Origin of the sequence: Rhodococcus sp. Leaf278 (assembly GCF_001426085.1) — a bacterium.
GTDB lineage: Bacteria > Actinomycetota > Actinomycetes > Mycobacteriales > Mycobacteriaceae > Rhodococcoides.
This window is the reverse complement of the sequence record NZ_LMRR01000008.1, coordinates 1-18,056: the sequence shown is the minus strand read 5'-3', so window position 1 is coordinate 18,056 and position 18,056 is coordinate 1. Positions and strand designations below refer to the sequence as shown.

The following is an 18,056-nucleotide window of genomic DNA, read 5'->3' as shown; positions in this document are numbered from 1 at the left end:
CATGCGTGTGGATGGGCGGGACATTCCCGTAGCGGGGAACCTGCTTCAACCGCTGGTGCGAAGAACCAGCGACATCATTCGGGTCGTGTCGGCTGTGGTGCTGCTCGGTGTGGTCATCGCCGGTTCGCTGATCACCAGAAATCAGTGGGATGCGCTCGAGCAATCGGTGTCGAACATCGTCGGTGTACTCAGCCCCGATCAGTCCAATGCCGTCTATATCGTCTACGGCGTCGCCATTCTCGCGCTTCCGTTCGGAGTGCTGATCGGCCTGATTGCCGGCCGTAAATGGAAACTGCTCGCCGGCTACGCAGCAGCGGCACTGCTGGCCGCGTTGGCGCTGTCGATCACCGGCACCGGAATCTCCACTCCCACCTGGGACCTGGACGTTCCCGAGCGACTGGATACCTTCCTCTCGCAGTTCCTCGACGACTCACGTTGGATCGCCATGTTGGCTGCGGCCCTGACGGTGTCCGGCCCCGGCTTACCCGCGCGGTGGCGTCGGGCATGGTGGACGCTGTTGCTCGCGTTCGTGCCGATTCATCTGGTCGTCTCCACCGTCGTCCCGGCTCGCTCGATGCTCGGCCTCGCCGTCGGGTGGCTCGTCGGAGCCGTCATCGTCCTGTTGGTCGGCACACCCGCTCTCGAGGTTCCGCTCGACGCAGCAGTTCGTCTGTTCCGCGATCGCGGCGTCACCATCGACAAGTTCACCGTGGTGCGTCCCGCCGGACCGGGTCCATTGGTGTTGAACGCACACACGCCCGACGCCGACGTAGTGGTCGAGTTGTACGGGCAGAATCAGCGCAGCGGCGGCGCCCTCCGACAGTTCTGGCGCTGGATCACGCGACGGGGCAGTGAGACTGCGCCACTCCATGCATCGATGCGCCGGGCAGTCGAGCATCGAGCCCTGATGGGTTTGGCCATCGAGAGGCTGGGTGCGGCGGGCAGCCATCCGCTGGCGGTAGCGGCGCTCGATCGGGGGTGGACGTTGTACGCGCACGACCTACCCCACGGTCAGTCGATCGAGGCCGAGCACGACGACGCCACCCTCACCGCGTTGTGGAAGGCACTGAACACCCTGCACGAGAACCAGATCTCGCACGGGGACCTGCATCGAGGCGAACTCCGAATCGACGAGGGTCGAGCCTTGTTCTGCGGTTACGGCCACGCCGAACTGGGTGCGTCCGATGCCCAGATGCAATCGGATGTGGCGCAGCTACTCCTCACCACCGCAGACCTTTTCGGCCCTCGCCGTGCCGTTGCGACCGCCGTCGGAGTCCTCGGCTTCGATACCGTGATCGCGGCATCGGGCCGGCTCACCAAGTCGGCCATTCCGTCTCGGATTCGTCAATCGGTTCACGACGCAGGCAAGACGATGAAGGCCGTCCGGCTCGAGGTGCTCGAGCAGACCGGTGCCGCCAAGATCGAGGCCGAACAGGTCACTCGCTTCAGCCGAAACCAGATCATCTCGCTCGTGTTGTTGATCGGATTGGTCTACGTCGCGTACCCGTTCATCAGTGCGGTGCCTGCGTTCGTCACCGAACTGGGTTCGGTGAACTGGTGGTGGGTTCTGCTCGGGTTGGCGGTCTCGGCTCTGACGTACGTCGGTGCCGGAGCTGCGTTGTGGGCGTGCGCGTTCGGCAAGGTCAGCTTCTGGAATCTGACGGTCATGCAGGTTGCCAACACCTTCGCCGCGACGACGACCCCCGCGGGCGTCGGAGGCCTGGCTCTGAGTGTGCGATTCCTGCAGAAGGGCGGACTGGGCGCTGTTCGCGCGACTGCGGCTGTGGCACTGCAACAATCGGTCCAGGTGATCACGCACGTGAGCCTGTTGATCTTCTTCAGCGTCGTCGCCGGTACCTCCTCGGGACTGTCGAACATGGTGCCCGGCAACACCGTGCTGTATCTGATCGCCGGTGCCGCATTCGGCGTCGTCGGGACGTTCATGTTCGTACCCAAGCTCAGGCTGTGGCTCAAAGTGGCCGTCCGGCCGCAGGTCACCGAAGTCCTCACCGAACTGGGCGAGCTTGCGCGAGATCCCAAGCGCTTCTCGATCATCATTCTTGGTTGCGCCGCAACGACATTAGGTGCAGCGCTGGCATTGTGGGCGAGCATCGAAGCCTTCGGCGGTGGCACGACCTTCGTGACCGTGACCGTCGTGACGATGATCGGCGGCACATTGGCCTCCGCTGCCCCGACACCCGGCGGCGTCGGTGCCGTGGAGGCCGCCCTGATCGGCGGTCTTGCGGCGTTCGGTCTACCTGCCTCGATCGCAGTACCGTCGGTGTTGCTCTACCGCGTGCTGACCTGCTGGTTGCCGGTGTTCCTCGGGTGGCCCACGCTGCGTTGGATGACCGAGAAAGACATGGTCTGACCCCGTAGGACGACGGGTACGCCCGATTTCGGCCTCGCCAGAGGTCACGCTGGTAGCGTTCGTGATGGCCGGGGATCTGCCCATGAGAGGTACGCCCATTTCCAGACCAGGGATTACGGTGGAGGCCGAAGGCCGCACGCAGTACAGACCTGGGATCGGCACCCCTCTCGACAGTGTCGAGGACGACTACACCTACTTCGCGAACACCGCGCGTGAGCGGTGGGTGCGTTATTTCATCGGAGTCGTGACGCTCCTGTTCGGGGTGTCCGGCGTCCTGATGTCTGCCACCGGCATCCACTACGAGGGCCTCGACGTCTACATCTTCATCGGCTCGTTGACGACGATTCCGGTGGCGCTCGCCTGGTTCCTGCGGCCGTGGCCGTCACCACGAGTGGCCAACGCCTTTGTTCTTTACGCCGACATCGGCGTCGTAGCCACCCTGTTCAGCAGCACGAACTACCTCGTTCCGCTGACCGGGTGCATGATGTTCACCATCGTGGCGGTCTTCACCGTCATTGCCAGTTCGTTTCGAGTGATGTGGGCTCACCTCGCCGTCTCGTTGACGACGGTGCTCGCTCTGTCCGTCCTCGCGGTGAATCAGGGAACGAACCTGTGGCTGGTGGCCGCGACCGCGGTCACCGTCGTCACGCTGTACCTCACCCCACTGATGATGCGGGCCTACATTCGATATCTGCGTTCTCGGGCGTCGGGTGCAGTCACCGATTCGTTGACGGGACTGTACAACCGGCGTGGATTGCTCGAAGCAATCGACGGCGTCGGAATCGCGTATGCCGACGATGCATCCGATCGAACCATCGGCGTCACCGTTCTCGACATCGACCGATTCAAGGAAATCAACGACCGGTTCGGTCACCCGACCGGCGACGCCGTGTTGATCGAGATCGCAGCGCGACTCACCGCTGCGGTCCCGCGGTCGTCGGTGGTCTCGAGGCTGAGTGGAGACGAGTTCGTGGTGGTCCACGTCGGTTCTCCCGGCGACATCGAATCGACTGTCGACAAGATCCGGAGCGGTCTCGACGAGACGTTCTCCGGGCCGCCGTTCACCACCAGCCTCGGATCTGCCGTGGAATCTCTCGGGCACGAACCCGTCACCCCGACGGTGGTGCGCAAACTGATCGCGCTGGCCGATATCGAGATGTATCGCAACAAGTCTCGGCTGGCCGAGGACGACGGCAGCGCGCGCGGGAGCAGCACCGGAACGCGCGCCGACATTCGCGCACGCATCGAAGGTCTGATCTCCCGAGGTGGGCCGGACGTGGTGTTCCAACCCATCTGCGACACCGTCACCACTACCGTCGTCGGCTACGAGGCGCTGTCGCGTTTTCCGTTCGGGTTCGGCTCGCCGACGATGTGGTTTCGCGACGCCACCAACGCCGGAATCGGGCCGCTTCTCGAGGTTGCCGCCATCGACCGTGCCCTCGTTGCCGCCCAGTCTCTGCCTCGCGGAATTTTCATCTCCCTCAACGCATCTGCCGAGACCATTCGTTCCACGGACCTGGCTGCGAGGCTACGACCGTTCCAGAAAGACCGAGCGTTTCACATCGAGATCACCGAACACGAACGGGTCGACGACTACCTCGCCGTCGCTCGCACCATCGAATCCCTGCGCGTCGAGGGAATTTCGATCTCCGTCGACGACGTCGGTGCCGGCTTCGCCGGCCTACGCCAAGTGGTCGAGCTGAGGCCCGATACTCTCAAGGTCGACTACGCATTGGTGCACGGAATCGACACCGATACGGTCCGACGGGCCGCTGCTGCATCGGTGATCGGATTTGCGCACGAAATCGGCTCCACCGTCATCATGGAAGGGGTCGAGACGGAGGCGGAACTGCAGGTCGCCGTCGAACTCAGAGCCGACATGGTGCAGGGCTTCCTCACCGGCAAGCCTCGATCGGCGGATGCGATACGGGGCGTCTCAACCTAGAACAGTGTTTCGGCGGCATGCTGCGTGTCGAGATACTCACGCACCTCGACTATTTCGGATCCCTCGACAACAAAGACTCCGCAATAGTTGTTGTGATAGTCGAGTCCGGTAGCCTCCGCGACGCCCCGAACTTGCCACTCGAGAACCGCACGGTTTCCTTGGATTGTTCTCTGGCCGAATATGAGTCGCTGACTGCCCGTTCGATCGAGCTCAGCGCCGCCGACCAGAAATTCCATGATGGCATCGCGACCGACCTTGGTGCCCGAGATGGGCAGTGTGCCGTGCAGCGTCCAGGTTGCGTTGTACGCGAACGATTTCGCGATCAGTTCCAGGTCACCGGTGGTGAGTGCTGCCAGATAGGATTCGAGCACATCGGCGGTACGCATCACGACGTCACCTGCAGCACAGCGTTTCCGCGAAGCCGGCGCTCGCGGATATCGTCGATGACGAGCGCGGTGTCCTTCCACGGCAGCAGCGCGCCGATCTCGGGGTGCAGTCGACCCTCGGTCACCAGCCGCAGCAACGTGGCAAGGTCTTCGCTGTCCGTGCGATCGCTGATCTCGTAGTGGAACAACTCGATTCGTGCGCCCACCGTTCCGTCGACCCATTCGAAGAAGTTCAGCGTCACCGGCTCGAGACTTGCCTGTCCGAACCAGATCACCGTTCCGGCGGGGTTGGTTCGCCGACGCGCCTCGGCGAAAGAACCACCACCGACGGAGTCCATCGTCACGTCGAACCAGCCCTCGGCGTCGCCCACATGGGTCACGGTGGCAGCACCGAACTCACGGAGTCTCGCGCCGCGTTCGGCAGTGGCCGACACCGCAGTGACAACCGCACCGGCACCGGTCGCGAGTTCCACCACATAGTGGCCGACCCCTCCGCTCGCTCCGGTTATCAGCACGCGGCGACCGATCAGTGATCCGGCACGGCGAATCAACCTGAGCGCCGTCAGCCCCGCAAGTGGAAGAGCCGCGGCCGTCGTCAATTCGACCGTACTGGGAACCTCCGCCAACGACGCTGCGCTCACCGCCACACGCTCTGCCCACGCAGAGTGCGGTGCGTGCCCCACTACCCGTGTACCGAGCGTGGGTCCAGTGCCGTTGGCTGCCGCCACGACTACAGTGCCCGCGAGATCCTTCCCCGGCCGCCACCCGGCGGAGGGTGAATCCAGCAGGAACGTTTCACCACGGTTGACCGAGTACGCAGCTACTTCGACCACCGCCTCGTGGTCGGCGGGCACCGGCTCGGCCACATCGCCGAACGTAACCTGCTGAGGCGCTGTTGGAATCATTGCTTTCATGTCTGGCTCCCTCGGATGCCGGAGGATCGGGATCTTCTGGAGACCAGCTTTGCGAATGTGGGCTACTTTCGTAAGTAGGCAGTATCAAGTGCTGCAGGCACCCCGCGGTAACCAAGGAGGTCAGCGCAATGTCCACGTCCCCGACCACATCTCCGGACGGACGCTTCGACGTACTCGCCGCCGGCTGTCCGACACGGCAAGTCGTGAATCGGATAGGTGACCGCTGGAGCTTGCTGGTCCTGTACGCACTCGAACGCGGCACGCTGCGATTTCAAGAATTACGACGCACTGTCGACGGGATCAGCCAGAAGATGCTGACGCAAACACTTCGCATTCTCGAACGCGACGGGCTGGTGAAACGCACTGTGTATGCAAGTGTCCCGGCAAGAGTCGAATACGAACTGACTCCGCTCGGCACGGATCTTGCCGAGGCGGTTGCCGTGATTCGCAGTTGGTCCTACGAGCACATGGACCTGATCGAAAAGGCCCGTACGGAATATGACGCGGCGCCCCGCGGCTGACGGCGTGCCGTCGGTGAGGCGCGCAGATTCGGCGCCGACGTGCACTCCACGTGACCTCGGTACCGAGGCTAGATCGACGAATCGACGGTGAATTTCGTCAGCACAGGCGCGGCGGCCAACAGCGGCGGCATCTCGGTGATCTTGCCCGGCCCGGCGCGAAACTCGCGGTACTTCGCGTCGGCCTCGGCCGACTCCCACGTCTCGTAGGCGACGACATGCGCCTCGTTCTCCTCGTCCACCCACACCTCCACGCCGAGGCAGCCCTCGAACGCGCGGGTATCGGCAAGCACCGTGCGCAGCAGCGCACGCGCATCGGCGAGAGCTTCGGGCTTGAACGTCAGATCCAGTGTTGCGATGAGAGCCATGCCTCCAGGGTAGACCGGGACGCATCATCTCAGCCGAAGAGCCAAGTAGAACTCGATTCTGTCCTCCAGTCGCGACAGGTCACGACCGGTGAGTTCCTCGATGCGCTGCATTCGGTACCGAACCGAATTGACGTGCATGTGTAGTTGCTCGGCGCATCGGGTCCAGGCACCGTTGGTGTCGAGGTAGACCGACAGCGTGGCGATGAGATCGCTGTTGTGCTGATCGTCGTACTCCGTCAGAGGATCCAGCAGCCTCGAGGTGAACATCCGCCGGACGTCGTCAGGAACATTTGCCAGAAGTATTGCCAGCGTGGCCAATTCGTCATGCCCGACGACGCTGCAATCCGCACCCCGCCCCTCGGCGAGCCGGCGAGCGTAGCGCGCTTCCTCGATTGCACTTCTGATGTCGGCGGCCGCGGTGGGGGCACTGACCCCGATGGTGGTGCCGCTACCGATCAATCCCGGGGCCACGGACAGGACGGCACGCCGAATGGAGTCGGTCTTGTCGGTGCGGGCCTCCACCAGAGCGATGGCCTCGTTCTCGACCACTCCCAACGTGATGTCGAGCGGCGCCAGCAATTCTCGCAGCAATGGCCGCAACTCACCGAGCCGTAACGCCTCTCCGGAGGTCGCGGCAACGATTGCCGCATAGCGTGTTTCGGTGTCGAGTCCGATGACGTGCATCTGCGCCAGGATGTCGGCCGCTGACGCGCCACCCACGATGGAGCGGACGAATTCCTGGGCCAGGATGCCCGATCCCGACACTCGTTCGTCGGCGCGACCGCGTTCGACGGCGACGATCGACGCCAACTGGCCGGCCAGCGATGTTCTCGGAACATCCCATGTCTGCCAATCGCTTTCGAAAGCAACGAACCAGTCCACGACGCGAGGAGTGGCCTCCCCGTCGACCGGAAAGATCGACACCCGCTGCGTTGGGCAATACCGCGGCAGACGTACCGACGTAATGAACTCTTGCGCCACGGCCGCAGTGTCGGGCGGGTTCTCGGATCCGGCGAGAACGCGTCCCGACGACGTGACGACCCAGCACCTCATACCCAGATCGGAACTCACCATCTCCAACAGCGGCCCCAGGCCGCCGCCGGGTCCGGCGCTCGCCACCAGGCGTCGATGGCGATCCAGCACGAGGCTCAGATCCGATGCTCGCGCCGTCGAGAGCTGACGCACGACACTTTCGGTGACCGTGGCGAACGCGATGTCGGCCGGCACCCGAAACAGAGGCAGACCGTGTTCGCGGCAGGCATCGACCAGGTCGTCCGGCACGACACCGCCATCGGAGGCCGCCAGCGCCGCGATTCCGGCCTTGGACACCGCCCGCACGAAGGTTCTCGAATCCTCCGGGCCCGCCCGCCACATCAAGCCGGTCAACACCAGTTCGCCGCCACTGAGATAACGGCTCGGATCGAGCATGTCGGTGGTGACGACCCACCTGATCGTCGGGTCGAAATGCTCGGGAGTCACGACCGGCTGCAGCTTCAGATCGGGGAGATCGGCCAGATCACGCAGTCTCACGGTGTCATCGACCTCCTCTTCGTAGGATCCTCCAAAACCTACACTGTGATCGGCGTCATACTTCGTCGTTCCTGTCTCTCGTTCCTGTCTCGCTCGGCGGCTGTACTGGGTGAACACAGAATATTGACAGCGAGCGGAGCACCGAACATGGATTTCCTGCGACCACAGACCTGGGTCGATGCGTTGGCCGCCAAGGCCGACGACGTCGACGTGGTGCCCATCCAGGGCGGCACCGACGTCATGGTCGAGATGAACTTCGACCTGCATCGGCCGGGCGGATTGCTCGACCTGAACCCGATCACCGAACTCACCGAGTGGGAGGAGCTGGCCGACGGAACGCTCCGGGTCGGAGCAGGCGTGCCGTACGTGCGCATCATCGCCGAGCTAGGAGCCAGGCTTCCGGGCATCTCACAAGCGTCCCGCACCGTCGGTTCCCCGCAGATCCGTAATCGCGGCACCGTCGGCGGCAATCTCGGCGGCGCATCCCCCGCCGGTGATCTGCACGCGCCGTTGCTTGCTGCAGGCGCCACCGTGGAAGTCGAGTCGGCCGCACGCGGCGTGCGGATGATCCCCGCGACCGAGTTCTACCTCGGTGTCAAGCGCAACTGCTGCGAGCCCGACGAGCTGATCCGAGCGTTCCACGTCATGCCGGCTGCGGGACCTCAGTACTTCTCCAAGATCGGCACTCGCAACGCGATGGTCATTGCCGTGTGCTCGTTCTCGATCGCACTGTTTCCGCAGGAAGGCCGCGTCGGCACCGGACTCGGCTCCGCTGCGCCGACGCCCCGGCGGGCTTACGATGCCGAGAACTACCTCGCGGCCGAACTCGACTGGGACGGCGCCCTCGATCCGCGCGTCTCCGAGGAATTCGGGCGATTGGTCAGTGCGGCAGCAAGTCCCATCGACGACGTACGAGGCACTGCCGATTACCGCAAGCACGCCCTCTCCGTGATGGCCCGGCGCACGCTGGGTTGGGCATGGCGAGACCTCACAGCCGCACGGAAGGTGGCCTGAACATGCGAGTCAATTGCACCATCAACGGAAAAGACATGGAAGCCGACGACGTCTGGGAGGGCGAGAGCCTGCTGTACCTGTTGCGTGAGCGCATGGGTCTTCCCGGATCCAAGAACGCGTGCGAGCAAGGTGAATGCGGATCGTGCACCGTCTATCTCGACGGTATCCCGGCCTGCGCCTGCCTGGTGGCCGCCGGCCAGGTCGAGGGCCGCGAGATTCGTACCGTCGAAGGCCTCGCCGACGGTGACAAGCTCGACCCCATGCAGGAGGCGTTCGTCGAGTGCGGAGCCGTCCAGTGCGGCTTCTGCACCCCGGGACTCGTAGTCCAGGCGCACGATCTCATCGAGCGCGTTCCCAACCCGTCCGATGTCGAGATTCGCGAGTCTCTCGCCGGAAACCTCTGCCGCTGTACCGGATACGAGAAGATCCTGGACGCCGTGCGGCTCGCAGCAACCCGAAAGGCCGAGGCCAAATGACCACTGTCATTTCCGGTGCGTACATCGCTCCGATCGTCGGCGACGAAATCCCGAACGGCTACCTCGTTGTCGAGGGCACCACGATCAGCGCCATCGGTTCGGGCCCGGCACCGGTCATCGCCGGGGCCGAGACGATCGATGCGTCCGGCTGCCTCGTCACCCCTGGCCTGGTGAACACCCACCATCACCTCTACCAGTGGGCATCTCAAGGTCTTGCCAAGGACAACACCCTGTTCGAATGGCTTGTTGCACTGTACAAGCCGTGGTCCAAGATGGACGCCGAAGTCGTCGGCGGAGCCGCCGCAGCGGGTCTGGGATGGCTGGCGAAATCCGGGTGCACCACGAGCACCGACCACCATTACATCTTCCCCAAGGGCCGAGGCGATCTGTTCGCCGCCGAGATCGATGCGGCACAGCGCATCGGTGTCCGCTTCCAACCGTGCCGCGGCTCGATGGACCGGGGTGTGTCCGACGGCGGATTGCCGCCGGACGAGGTTGTCGAATCACTCGACGACATCCTCACCGCCACCTCCGAGGCCATCGACACCTATCACGACGCCTCCTTCGGTTCCATGCTCCGCATCGCGGTCGCACCTTGCTCGCCCTTCTCCATCAGTAAAGAGTTGCTCGTGGAGTCCGCCGGGCTCGCTCGCTCCAAAGGTGTTCGGCTGCATACCCACCTGGCCGAGACCCTCGACGAGGAGGAGCACTGCCTCGCTCAGATGAACTGCACCCCGGTCGAGTACATGGAGCAGGTCGGCTGGCTCGGTGACGACGTGTGGTTCGCCCACGCAGTCCACCTGCACGACTCCGACATCGCGAAGATGGCGGCCACCGGCACCGGCACTGCCCACTGCCCGAGTTCCAATGCACGTCTGGGCGCAGGCATCGCCCGAATCTCCGATCTCCTCGCGGCCGGCGCACCCGTCGGCCTCGGTGTCGACGGCTCCGCCTCGGCCGAGATGGTGCCGCTGGCCGGAGAGGTGCGGCAGGCGATGTACATGCAGAGAGCCAAGTTCGGTCCGACGGCCCTGACCGCGCGTCAGGCACTCGAGATCGGAACCCTGGGCGGCGCAACAGTACTGGGACGGCAGAGCGAGATCGGTTCGCTCGAGGTCGGCAAGCTGGCCGACATCGCGATCTGGCGCACCGACGGGTTCTACTCGGCCGTGGACGACCCCGTCGTTGCGTTCGCCTACGGGCAGACACCTCCGCTGGCTCGCTTGATGGTGGGCGGTCGAACGATCGTCGAGAACGATGTTCTGACCAGCGCACCACAGGACGAGATAGGCCGCGCCGGAGCCGATGCGCACCGTCGCCTGATGACACTCGCGGAGGACGTACTGTGAGCGCCCCGACCACCACACCCCGGCAAGCTCCCGCCGACATCCCGGCCCCGGGCCGCGGCCGCGTCGGCGACAGCCCACTGCGACCCGACGGCACGCTGAAGGTGAAGGGCGAGTTCGCATATTCTTCGGACCTGTTCATCGACGGCATGCTCTGGGGCGCAACGCTTCGCAGCCCGCATCCCCGGGCGAGGATCGTCTCCGTCGACATCTCGAAGGCACTGGCAACACCCGGTGTCGAAGCTGTGCTCACACACGAGGACGTGCCTGGACGTAAATGCTTCGGACTCGACCACACGTGGGACCAGCCGGTGTTGGCCTTCGACGAGGTACGACACGAGGGTGAACCGATCGCGCTCATCGCCGCCGACCATCCCGAGACCGCCCGGCGCGCAATGGAAAAGATCGTGGTCGTCTACGACGTGCTCGAGCCCCTGACCGATGCCCGCCGCGCAGCCCTGGATCCGGAATACCCGAAGGTGCAGGAACGCGGCGGAGTGGCGCGGCATCAGCCGGTCCGCGTCGGCAACGTCGCCGCCGCTCGGGCGACCGCGGACGTCATCGTCAGCAGCGACTTCGCCGTCGGGATCCAGGACCAGGCATTTCTCGGACCGGAATCCGGACTCGCCGTACCGGCCGAGGACGGCGGCATCGATCTGTATGTCGCAACGCAGTGGATGCACAACGACCTCGCGCAGATCGGCCCGTGCCTCGGTCTGCCCGAAGAGAAGATCCGGATGACGCTCGCCGGCGTCGGCGGAGCGTTCGGTGGCCGCGAGGACCTGTCGATGCAGATCCACGCCGCGATGCTCGCCATGCACACCGGCAAGCCCGTCAAGATCGTCTACAACCGTTACGAGTCGTTCTTCGGTCACGTGCACCGCCACCCGGCGCAGATGCACTACGAGTACGGTGCGACCAGCGACGGCAAACTCGTGTTCGCCGATGTCGAGATCATCCTCGACGGTGGTGCATACACCTCGGCCACCCTGAACGTCGTCGGCAACGCGGCCTCGCTCGGCGTCGGACCGTACATCATCCCGAATATCGAGATCGACGCGTACGGGGTCTACACCAACAACCCGCCGTGTGGTGCGATGCGCGGGTTCGGTGCAGTGCAAGCATGTTTCGCGTACGAGTCGATGATGGACAAGCTCGGTGAAGCCTGCGGGATCGGACCGGTCGCCATTCGTCAGATCAACGCCGTCAGCCAGGGCTCGATCCTCGCGACCGGTCAGGTCATCGAAGCGCCCGCACCGCTCGCCGAGATGCTCGCCCGAGCGGAAGCGATGGAACTGCCTGCTGCGCTGGATGCGTCGGACATCAGGAACCTGCCGGGCGGAGCCTCGCAGACCACGCACGGCGAAGGCGTCGTACGCGGGATCGGCTACGGCGTCGGGATCAAGAACATCTGCTTCTCCGAGAACTACGACGACTACTCCACCGCGCGCGTTCGACTGGAGGTGATCGGCGGCGAGGCAACGGCATTGGTGCACACCGCCGCGGCAGAGGTCGGTCAGGGGCTCGTGACGCTCGAAGCGCAGATCGCTCGCACCGAACTCGGCGTCACGAAGGTCGTCATCCACCCGGCCGACACCAAGGTCGGAAACGCGGGATCGTCCTCGGCGTCACGCCAGTCGTACATGACCGGTGGTGCCGTCAAGACCGCGTGCGAGGCCGTCCGCGAGGCAATCTTCGTCCTGGCCGGCCTGTACCTCGGGCGTGCGGTGGCCGACCTGAGCCTCGACGGCGGCAAGATCGTCTCCGCCACCGACGGTGTGCTGGCGACGATCGAGGACGTCCTCGGCGACCGAGTCATCGAGCAGACACGCGAATTTCACCATCGCCCCACCAGCGGAATGGATCCGGTCACCGGGCAGGGCGCGAGCCACACCCAGCTCGCCCTGTGTGTCCACCGCGCCGTGGTGGACGTCGACGTCGATCTGGGGCTCGTGAAAGTGGTCGAGATGGCCGCTGTTCAGGACGTCGGCAAGATCCTCAACCGTCTCTCGCTCGAGGGCCAGATCCACGGCGGCACAGCCCAAGGCCTCGGCCTTGCGGTCATGGAGGAGATCGTCGTCGTCGACGGTTTGGTGAAGAACCCGTCGTTCACCGACTACCTCATCCCGACGATTCTCGACATGCCGCCCATGAAGCTGGACATTCTCGAGAACCCGGATCCATTGGCACCCTACGGCCTTCGCGGCGCAGGCGAGCCGCCCACGCTGTCGTCGACGCCCGCCGTCGTCGCTGCCATCCGCAACGCCACCGGGCTCGCCTTGACCCGAGTTCCCGTTCGACCCGAACACATCGTCAACCCCTGATTCATTCGATGAGACCTTCTCCAGCACAGCGCGACCCGAGGCCAACTCCCCCGGCACGGTCACCGTCACACGCTCGGAGAAAGGTTGATCACGCCCTGGGAGGGCCGATCATGACCGATGTACACACACCCAGTACTCGCAAGAGTGGACGGGGTCGATCTCAGATCGACAAGTTCTTCGATATCACCGGCCGAGGCTCTTCGGTATCGCGTGAGATCCGCGGCGGTGTAACCACTTTCGTGGCGATGGCGTACCTGATCGTCCTCATTCCGCTGATCATCGGCGATGCGCGTGATGTCACGGGCGCGACGCTCGATGCGGCACAACTGTCGACGATGGTCGCTCTGTCTGCCGGCCTGACGACCATATTGATGGGCGTCGTCGGCAACGCGCCCCTCGCGATGGCGGCCGGCCTCGGCGTGACCCCCATCGTGGTGTTTCAGGCTGCCCCGTACATGACCTGGCCGCAGGCAATGGGCCTGGTGGTGCTCGAGGGCGTGATCATCGTCGTCTTCGCCCTCACCGGCATTCGGCAGCTCATCATGGATGCGATCCCCTTGGTGCTCAAGCAGGCGATCGGGGTCGGCATCGGTGCCTTCATCGCGCTCATCGGCCTGGTCGACGCCGGGTTCGTCGGTCACCACGAGGCCGCCTCCACCGCAGTCACTCTCGGCACGTTCGGCAAGCTCGCCGGCTGGCCGGTGTTCGTGTTCTGCGTCGGCCTGATCCTGATGATCATGCTGTTCGTTCGGAAAGTGCCGGGCGCGATGCTGATCGGGATATTCGTCGCGACCAACCTGGCGATCATTCTGAACTCGGTGTTCGACATCGATCCGAAGGCCTGGGGTCCGGTGGTACCGAAAGTGCCTGATTCCATCGTCGCCACTCCGCAATTCGACCTGCTGTTCAACGTCGACCTGTTCGGTGGATTCGCTCGGGCAGGGGTCGTGACGGCCTCGGTGGTGCTGTTCACGCTCGTGCTCTCGGGATTCTTCGACGCGATGGGAACCATCCTGGGTGTCGGCGAGGAAGCGGGCCTGGTCGACAAGCAGGGCAGGATGCCGGGATTGAGTCGCATCCTCACCGTCGACGGCATCGGTGCCATCGTTGGAGGTGCGATCAACGGATCCGCCAACACCGCGGTCGTCGAGTCCGCGGCCGGCGTCACCGAAGGTGCCCGAACCGGTCTCGCGAGCGTCGTCACCGGCGGACTACTGACCAGCCTGATCTTCTTCACCCCGTTGGCCGGCGTTGTCCCTGTCGGAGCAGCAGCCCCAGCGCTGGTTCTGGTGGGAGCGCTGATGATGACGCACGTACGCAAGATCGACTGGGAGAACACCGAGATCGCGATTCCGGCCTTCCTGACGATCGTGCTGATGCCCTTCACCTACTCGATCACCGTCGGAGTCGCGGCGGGTGTCATCTCGTACACCCTCGTCCGTCTCGCCAAAGGCAAAGCACGCCAGACGCATTGGCTGCTGTACCTGATGTCGGGCATATTCGTGATCTACTTCGCCCTGCACCCCATCGAAGAAGCGTTGGGAATCTCGTAACGTGAAAGAGATCGTCGATCGTCTGACTGCCTGGGACCACGACGGTGTTCCCTACGCGGTGGCGACGGTCATCGCGGTATCCGGAAGTGCTCCACGGCTTCCGGGTGCCGCGATGGCGGTCTGCGCCGATGGAGAGGCCGTCGGCAGCGTCTCCGGTGGCTGCGTCGAAGGCGCGGTGTACGAGCTGTGCCTGCAGGTTCTCGAAACCGGCGAGTCCAGGCGAGAGTCGTTCGGGTACAGCGACGTCGACGCTTTTGCTGTCGGCTTGACCTGCGGGGGAGTGATCGAGGTGTTCGTACGCCTCGGCCCTCCGCGGGCTGTGCTCGCGGCTATCGCGTCGGACACTGCGGTGGCCACGGTGACGATGCTCGACGGCTCCGGGCAATCGCTCGCGGTCTCGTCCTCGGCGACCATGGGGACGACCGGTTTGTCGGACGTCGACGCAGTGGTCGTGGGTGAGGCACTGGCCATGTTGGACTCCGGGGGTACCGGCATTCGGTCGGTGCGCTGCCGGCCGGACCTAGATGTGTTCGTGCAGTCGTACGCCACTGCCCCGCGGCTGCTGATCTTCGGGGCCATCGACTACGCCGGGGCTCTCGCCCACGTGGGCAAGTTCCTCGGCTATCACGTGACGGTCTGTGATGCTCGACCTGTATTCGCCACTGCAGCGCGGTTTCCCGACGCCGACGAGGTGGTCACCGAATGGCCGCACAGCTACCTGGCGCGGACGGAAGTCGATGCCCGGACGGTGATCTGCGTGCTGACACATGACGCCAAATTCGATGTGCCGCTGCTCGAGGTGGCGTTGAGATTGCCCGTTGCATTCGTAGGGGCGATGGGTTCGCGCAGAACTCACGACGATCGCGCGGCTCGGTTGCGCGACGTCGGATTGACCGAGCAGGAGCTCGCACGCTTGAAGTCGCCGATCGGCTTGGACTTGGGAGCCCGAACGCCCGAGGAAACTGCGCTGGCTATCGCGGCGGAATTCGTCGCCGTGCGACGTGGGGGTAGTGCGCTGCCACTGACACGAACAGCGGGCCCGATTCACCACGACGGGGCGGACGCCAAGTACGCATAGTTCGATGCCTCGGGGCTCGGAGCCACATGCAGTATCGCTGCCACGGCTCCTCGATTCCCGGGCTCCACTCAGCGATCAGAGGTTCTGGTTGTAAAACGTCGAGAGCCTGTCGACTGCCTGATCCACGTACTCCGCCTCGTCGTACATTTCGTAGTGGCCGGCACCGTCGACGATGAGCAGGTCGACGGGATTCGGGGCCATTTCCCACAATGCCATTCCTGCTTCGTACTGGCCGGTGTTGCCCTTCCGACCGGCGATGATCACTTGGAGGGGTTGGGTGAGCAGCGGATCGACGAGGTGAAATGCGTCGTAGCCCATCAGAAGTGAATCGCTTCGTGACAGTCGGCGGTTGGTGGAACGTTCGTGGCTGCCGCGCGGGGTCCGGTAGAAGGCGATCGCTTGGGTGCTGTCGATGTCCGTGATGCCAAGTGCAACTGCGTCTTCGGGAGTATCGGGCAGCCAGTTCGCGCGCTCGACCGTACCTGCGGCCACGTGCGCTGATCGGGCCGCGGCGAGTTCGTCGAGGGCTGCAGCTGGGCCGTTGGGAGCTGAGCCCGCGCGCCAGGCCGCTCCGATGTTGCTCGCGACGACGGTGCCGACGGCTTTGATGCGGTGGTCGGTGCGGGCCGTGTGGACTGCGTAGCCGCCTCCGGCGCAGATCCCGAGGGTTCCGATGCGTTCGGCATCGATCATGTCGAGTGTTGTCACTTCGTCGATCACGTAAGAGATGTCCTCGCCCCGACGGTAGGGATCTTCGAGATCGCGTGGTTCGCCGCTGCTCTGGCCTTGGTAGGCGGGGTCGAACGTGATGGCTGCGATTCCCCGGCGGGCGAGCGCTACCGCATAGTTGGCACCGATCTGCTCCTTGACGCTGCTACCCGGAGTGGACAGCACGATGAGTGGATGCGGCTGCGTCCGATCGACATTGTCGGGTAGGTGTAGATCGGCTGCCAAGGTGAGGGTGCCCCGAGGGATGGATAGGTGCTCGATCATGAAGCTTCTCCCGTATTCTTGTTCAGCTTCGCAATGTATGCAAAACATGATTGTTCGATATGGAACTAGTACGAAACTGTACCAGTTGAGGAGAGGTGTATGCAGTCGACCGATTCGGCACAGTTGTGGAAGTTGAACCACAGGCTCTTGACTCGAGTGATGAACGCGGCATCGCCGCAGTTGGACGATCTCGGGATCGAGACCAAGGAGTTCTTCGTTCTCGACGAGGTGGACAACAGCAAATATCCGGCCGAGTTGGCTGCACACCTGATGTTGCCCAAGGCCAGTGTCACGGTTTATCTTCGTGCACTTGTCGCTAAGGGCTTGGTTACCCGGGAGATCGATGAAACCGATCTGCGTCGTCATCGACTATCGACAACGGCGGAGGGCCGAGTGGTCCTGGAGCGAGCACTCGCTGCTCTCGCGGCAGAGTTCGGCGCGATGATGGACAAGTTGGACGAGCAAGACAGAGTCGACTTTCAGAGGATCCTGCTGTCGCTCGTCACGGACGATTAGGCGACGCAGTCAGGGCGGGTTGCCTCACAACTCACTCGGCTTGCGAGACGAGTGGTGCGTGCTGTTTCAGCCGGCCGGAGCCGACCCCGGCCGGCAGGGCAGAGAGGCCTTGGGTTGCCCATGCGGGACCAGCGGTCTCGGCAGTACCTGTGACACAACGTGTTCCGGCTCGGAAAGGCGAATGAACAACTGTTCTGGCGAGTTCCGCCGTTGCCTCGGCTGTGGACGAGATCGCGGTTCAGAGGTTCGGGAAGACGACGTCCGGTCGTAACCTCACCCCGCGTCACGGATTACTTGGCTGGACCCTGTACGAAAACGTGCAGCTCAGTGGCCTTGGATCGCGGGTTTTCGTTTCTTGTCGGAGGGTCGCGATACTCTTTGCCCAGTTCGAACATGCGTTCTTGTTTCGGGTCACCGGGGGGTGAATGGGGATGGCTGTACCTATCGTGTCGCTGGAGGCGTTGACCGCCGCTGCGCAGGCAGAAAATCGTCAGGCGGCCCGGAAGATCGCCGCCTGCTACGACGTCCATCGGACCTGGATCACCCACGACACCGAGTTCAAGCATTACAGCCGGTACGGGCGCACCGAGATGGCGGCCGCGTTGGGCTGCTCGGCGACGGTCGCCGAATCGTACATCTCGGTCGGTGTTGCCCTGCACACGCGACTACCCCTAGTACGGACAGCATTCGAGGCCGGGGCTAGAGGCGTTGAGCTGGCGCGAGA

General features: G+C 64.1%; 15 protein-coding genes and 1 pseudogene. 11 read left to right on the top strand and 5 right to left on the bottom strand.

Annotation, left to right across the window (positions count from 1 at the left end):
- The first annotated feature begins 1 nt into the window (after position 1).
- On the top strand, positions 2 to 2,371 hold the full coding sequence (locus ASG84_RS09540; protein ID WP_057476796.1) for a lysylphosphatidylglycerol synthase transmembrane domain-containing protein: 2,370 nt from the start codon (positions 2 to 4) through the stop codon (positions 2,369 to 2,371).
- A gap of 82 nt (positions 2,372 to 2,453) precedes the next feature.
- Complete coding sequence (locus ASG84_RS09535; RefSeq protein WP_235581608.1) at positions 2,454 to 4,316, top strand: bifunctional diguanylate cyclase/phosphodiesterase; 1,863 nt, start codon at positions 2,454 to 2,456, stop codon at positions 4,314 to 4,316.
- Here the strand turns inward: ASG84_RS09535 and ASG84_RS09530 are convergent.
- Together ASG84_RS09530 and ASG84_RS09525 are read right to left on the bottom strand one after the other, a co-directional pair.
- A complete protein-coding gene (locus ASG84_RS09530) occupies positions 4,313 to 4,702 on the bottom strand; it encodes a nuclear transport factor 2 family protein (RefSeq protein WP_057476795.1) in 390 nt (129 codons plus the stop codon). The two genes, ASG84_RS09535 and ASG84_RS09530, sit on opposite strands and share 4 nt — an antisense overlap.
- Positions 4,702 to 5,616: a zinc-binding dehydrogenase gene (locus ASG84_RS09525; protein WP_057476794.1), complete on the bottom strand. Its 915-nt coding sequence runs from the start codon at positions 5,614 to 5,616 to the stop codon at positions 4,702 to 4,704. The genes ASG84_RS09530 and ASG84_RS09525 overlap by 1 nt, the downstream gene beginning before the upstream one ends.
- Before the next feature lie 128 nt (positions 5,617 to 5,744).
- Between ASG84_RS09525 and ASG84_RS09520 the strand changes: the two genes are divergently transcribed.
- Positions 5,745 to 6,137 carry a winged helix-turn-helix transcriptional regulator gene (locus ASG84_RS09520; RefSeq protein WP_057476793.1) on the top strand — a complete coding sequence of 131 codons (393 nt, stop codon included), beginning with the start codon at positions 5,745 to 5,747 and terminating at the stop codon, positions 6,135 to 6,137.
- A 68-nt stretch (positions 6,138 to 6,205) separates the two neighbouring features.
- Here ASG84_RS09520 and ASG84_RS09515 read toward each other — a convergent pair whose 3' ends face one another.
- Positions 6,206 to 6,502, bottom strand: a complete 297-nt coding sequence (locus tag ASG84_RS09515) for a putative quinol monooxygenase (RefSeq protein WP_057476792.1) — start codon at positions 6,500 to 6,502, stop codon at positions 6,206 to 6,208.
- Between the two features lie 24 nt (positions 6,503 to 6,526).
- Positions 6,527 to 8,032: a PucR family transcriptional regulator gene (locus tag ASG84_RS09510; protein ID WP_235581607.1), complete on the bottom strand. Its 1,506-nt coding sequence runs from the start codon at positions 8,030 to 8,032 to the stop codon at positions 6,527 to 6,529.
- Positions 8,033 to 8,179: 147 nt separating this feature from the next.
- Between ASG84_RS09510 and ASG84_RS09505 the strand changes: the two genes are divergently transcribed.
- The 6 genes from ASG84_RS09505 (at position 8,180) to ASG84_RS09480 (ending at position 15,823) form a co-directional block, all read left to right on the top strand.
- On the top strand, positions 8,180 to 9,046 hold the full coding sequence (locus ASG84_RS09505; RefSeq protein ID WP_057476904.1) for an FAD binding domain-containing protein: 867 nt from the start codon (positions 8,180 to 8,182) through the stop codon (positions 9,044 to 9,046).
- A 2-nt stretch (positions 9,047 to 9,048) separates the two neighbouring features.
- Positions 9,049 to 9,522: a (2Fe-2S)-binding protein gene (locus ASG84_RS09500; protein WP_032378620.1), complete on the top strand. Its 474-nt coding sequence runs from the start codon at positions 9,049 to 9,051 to the stop codon at positions 9,520 to 9,522.
- Entirely contained in the window at positions 9,519 to 10,871 is a 1,353-nt protein-coding gene (locus ASG84_RS09495) for an 8-oxoguanine deaminase (RefSeq protein WP_057476791.1), read from the top strand. The genes ASG84_RS09500 and ASG84_RS09495 overlap by 4 nt, the downstream gene beginning before the upstream one ends.
- Positions 10,868 to 13,192 carry a xanthine dehydrogenase family protein molybdopterin-binding subunit gene (locus tag ASG84_RS09490; RefSeq protein ID WP_235581606.1) on the top strand — a complete coding sequence of 775 codons (2,325 nt, stop codon included), beginning with the start codon at positions 10,868 to 10,870 and terminating at the stop codon, positions 13,190 to 13,192. Before ASG84_RS09495 ends, ASG84_RS09490 begins: the two co-directional genes overlap by 4 nt.
- A gap of 110 nt (positions 13,193 to 13,302) precedes the next feature.
- Positions 13,303 to 14,745 carry an NCS2 family permease gene (locus tag ASG84_RS09485; RefSeq protein ID WP_057476790.1) on the top strand — a complete coding sequence of 481 codons (1,443 nt, stop codon included), beginning with the start codon at positions 13,303 to 13,305 and terminating at the stop codon, positions 14,743 to 14,745.
- 1 nt (position 14,746) lies between these two features.
- On the top strand, positions 14,747 to 15,823 hold the full coding sequence (locus ASG84_RS09480) for an XdhC family protein (protein ID WP_057476789.1): 1,077 nt from the start codon (positions 14,747 to 14,749) through the stop codon (positions 15,821 to 15,823).
- 75 nt (positions 15,824 to 15,898) lie between these two features.
- Here the strand turns inward: ASG84_RS09480 and ASG84_RS09475 are convergent, their stop codons facing one another.
- Positions 15,899 to 16,816, bottom strand: a complete 918-nt coding sequence (locus tag ASG84_RS09475; RefSeq protein ID WP_057476788.1) for an alpha/beta hydrolase — start codon at positions 16,814 to 16,816, stop codon at positions 15,899 to 15,901.
- Positions 16,817 to 16,915: 99 nt separating this feature from the next.
- On the opposite strand from ASG84_RS09475, the gene ASG84_RS09470 reads away from it, so the two are divergent.
- Positions 16,916 to 17,332 (top strand): MarR family winged helix-turn-helix transcriptional regulator, encoded by a 417-nt coding sequence (locus ASG84_RS09470; protein WP_057476787.1) that lies wholly within the window; start codon positions 16,916 to 16,918, stop codon positions 17,330 to 17,332.
- A 431-nt stretch (positions 17,333 to 17,763) separates the two neighbouring features.
- Positions 17,764 to 18,056: pseudogene (locus ASG84_RS09460) on the top strand (hypothetical protein); the annotation flags it as partial.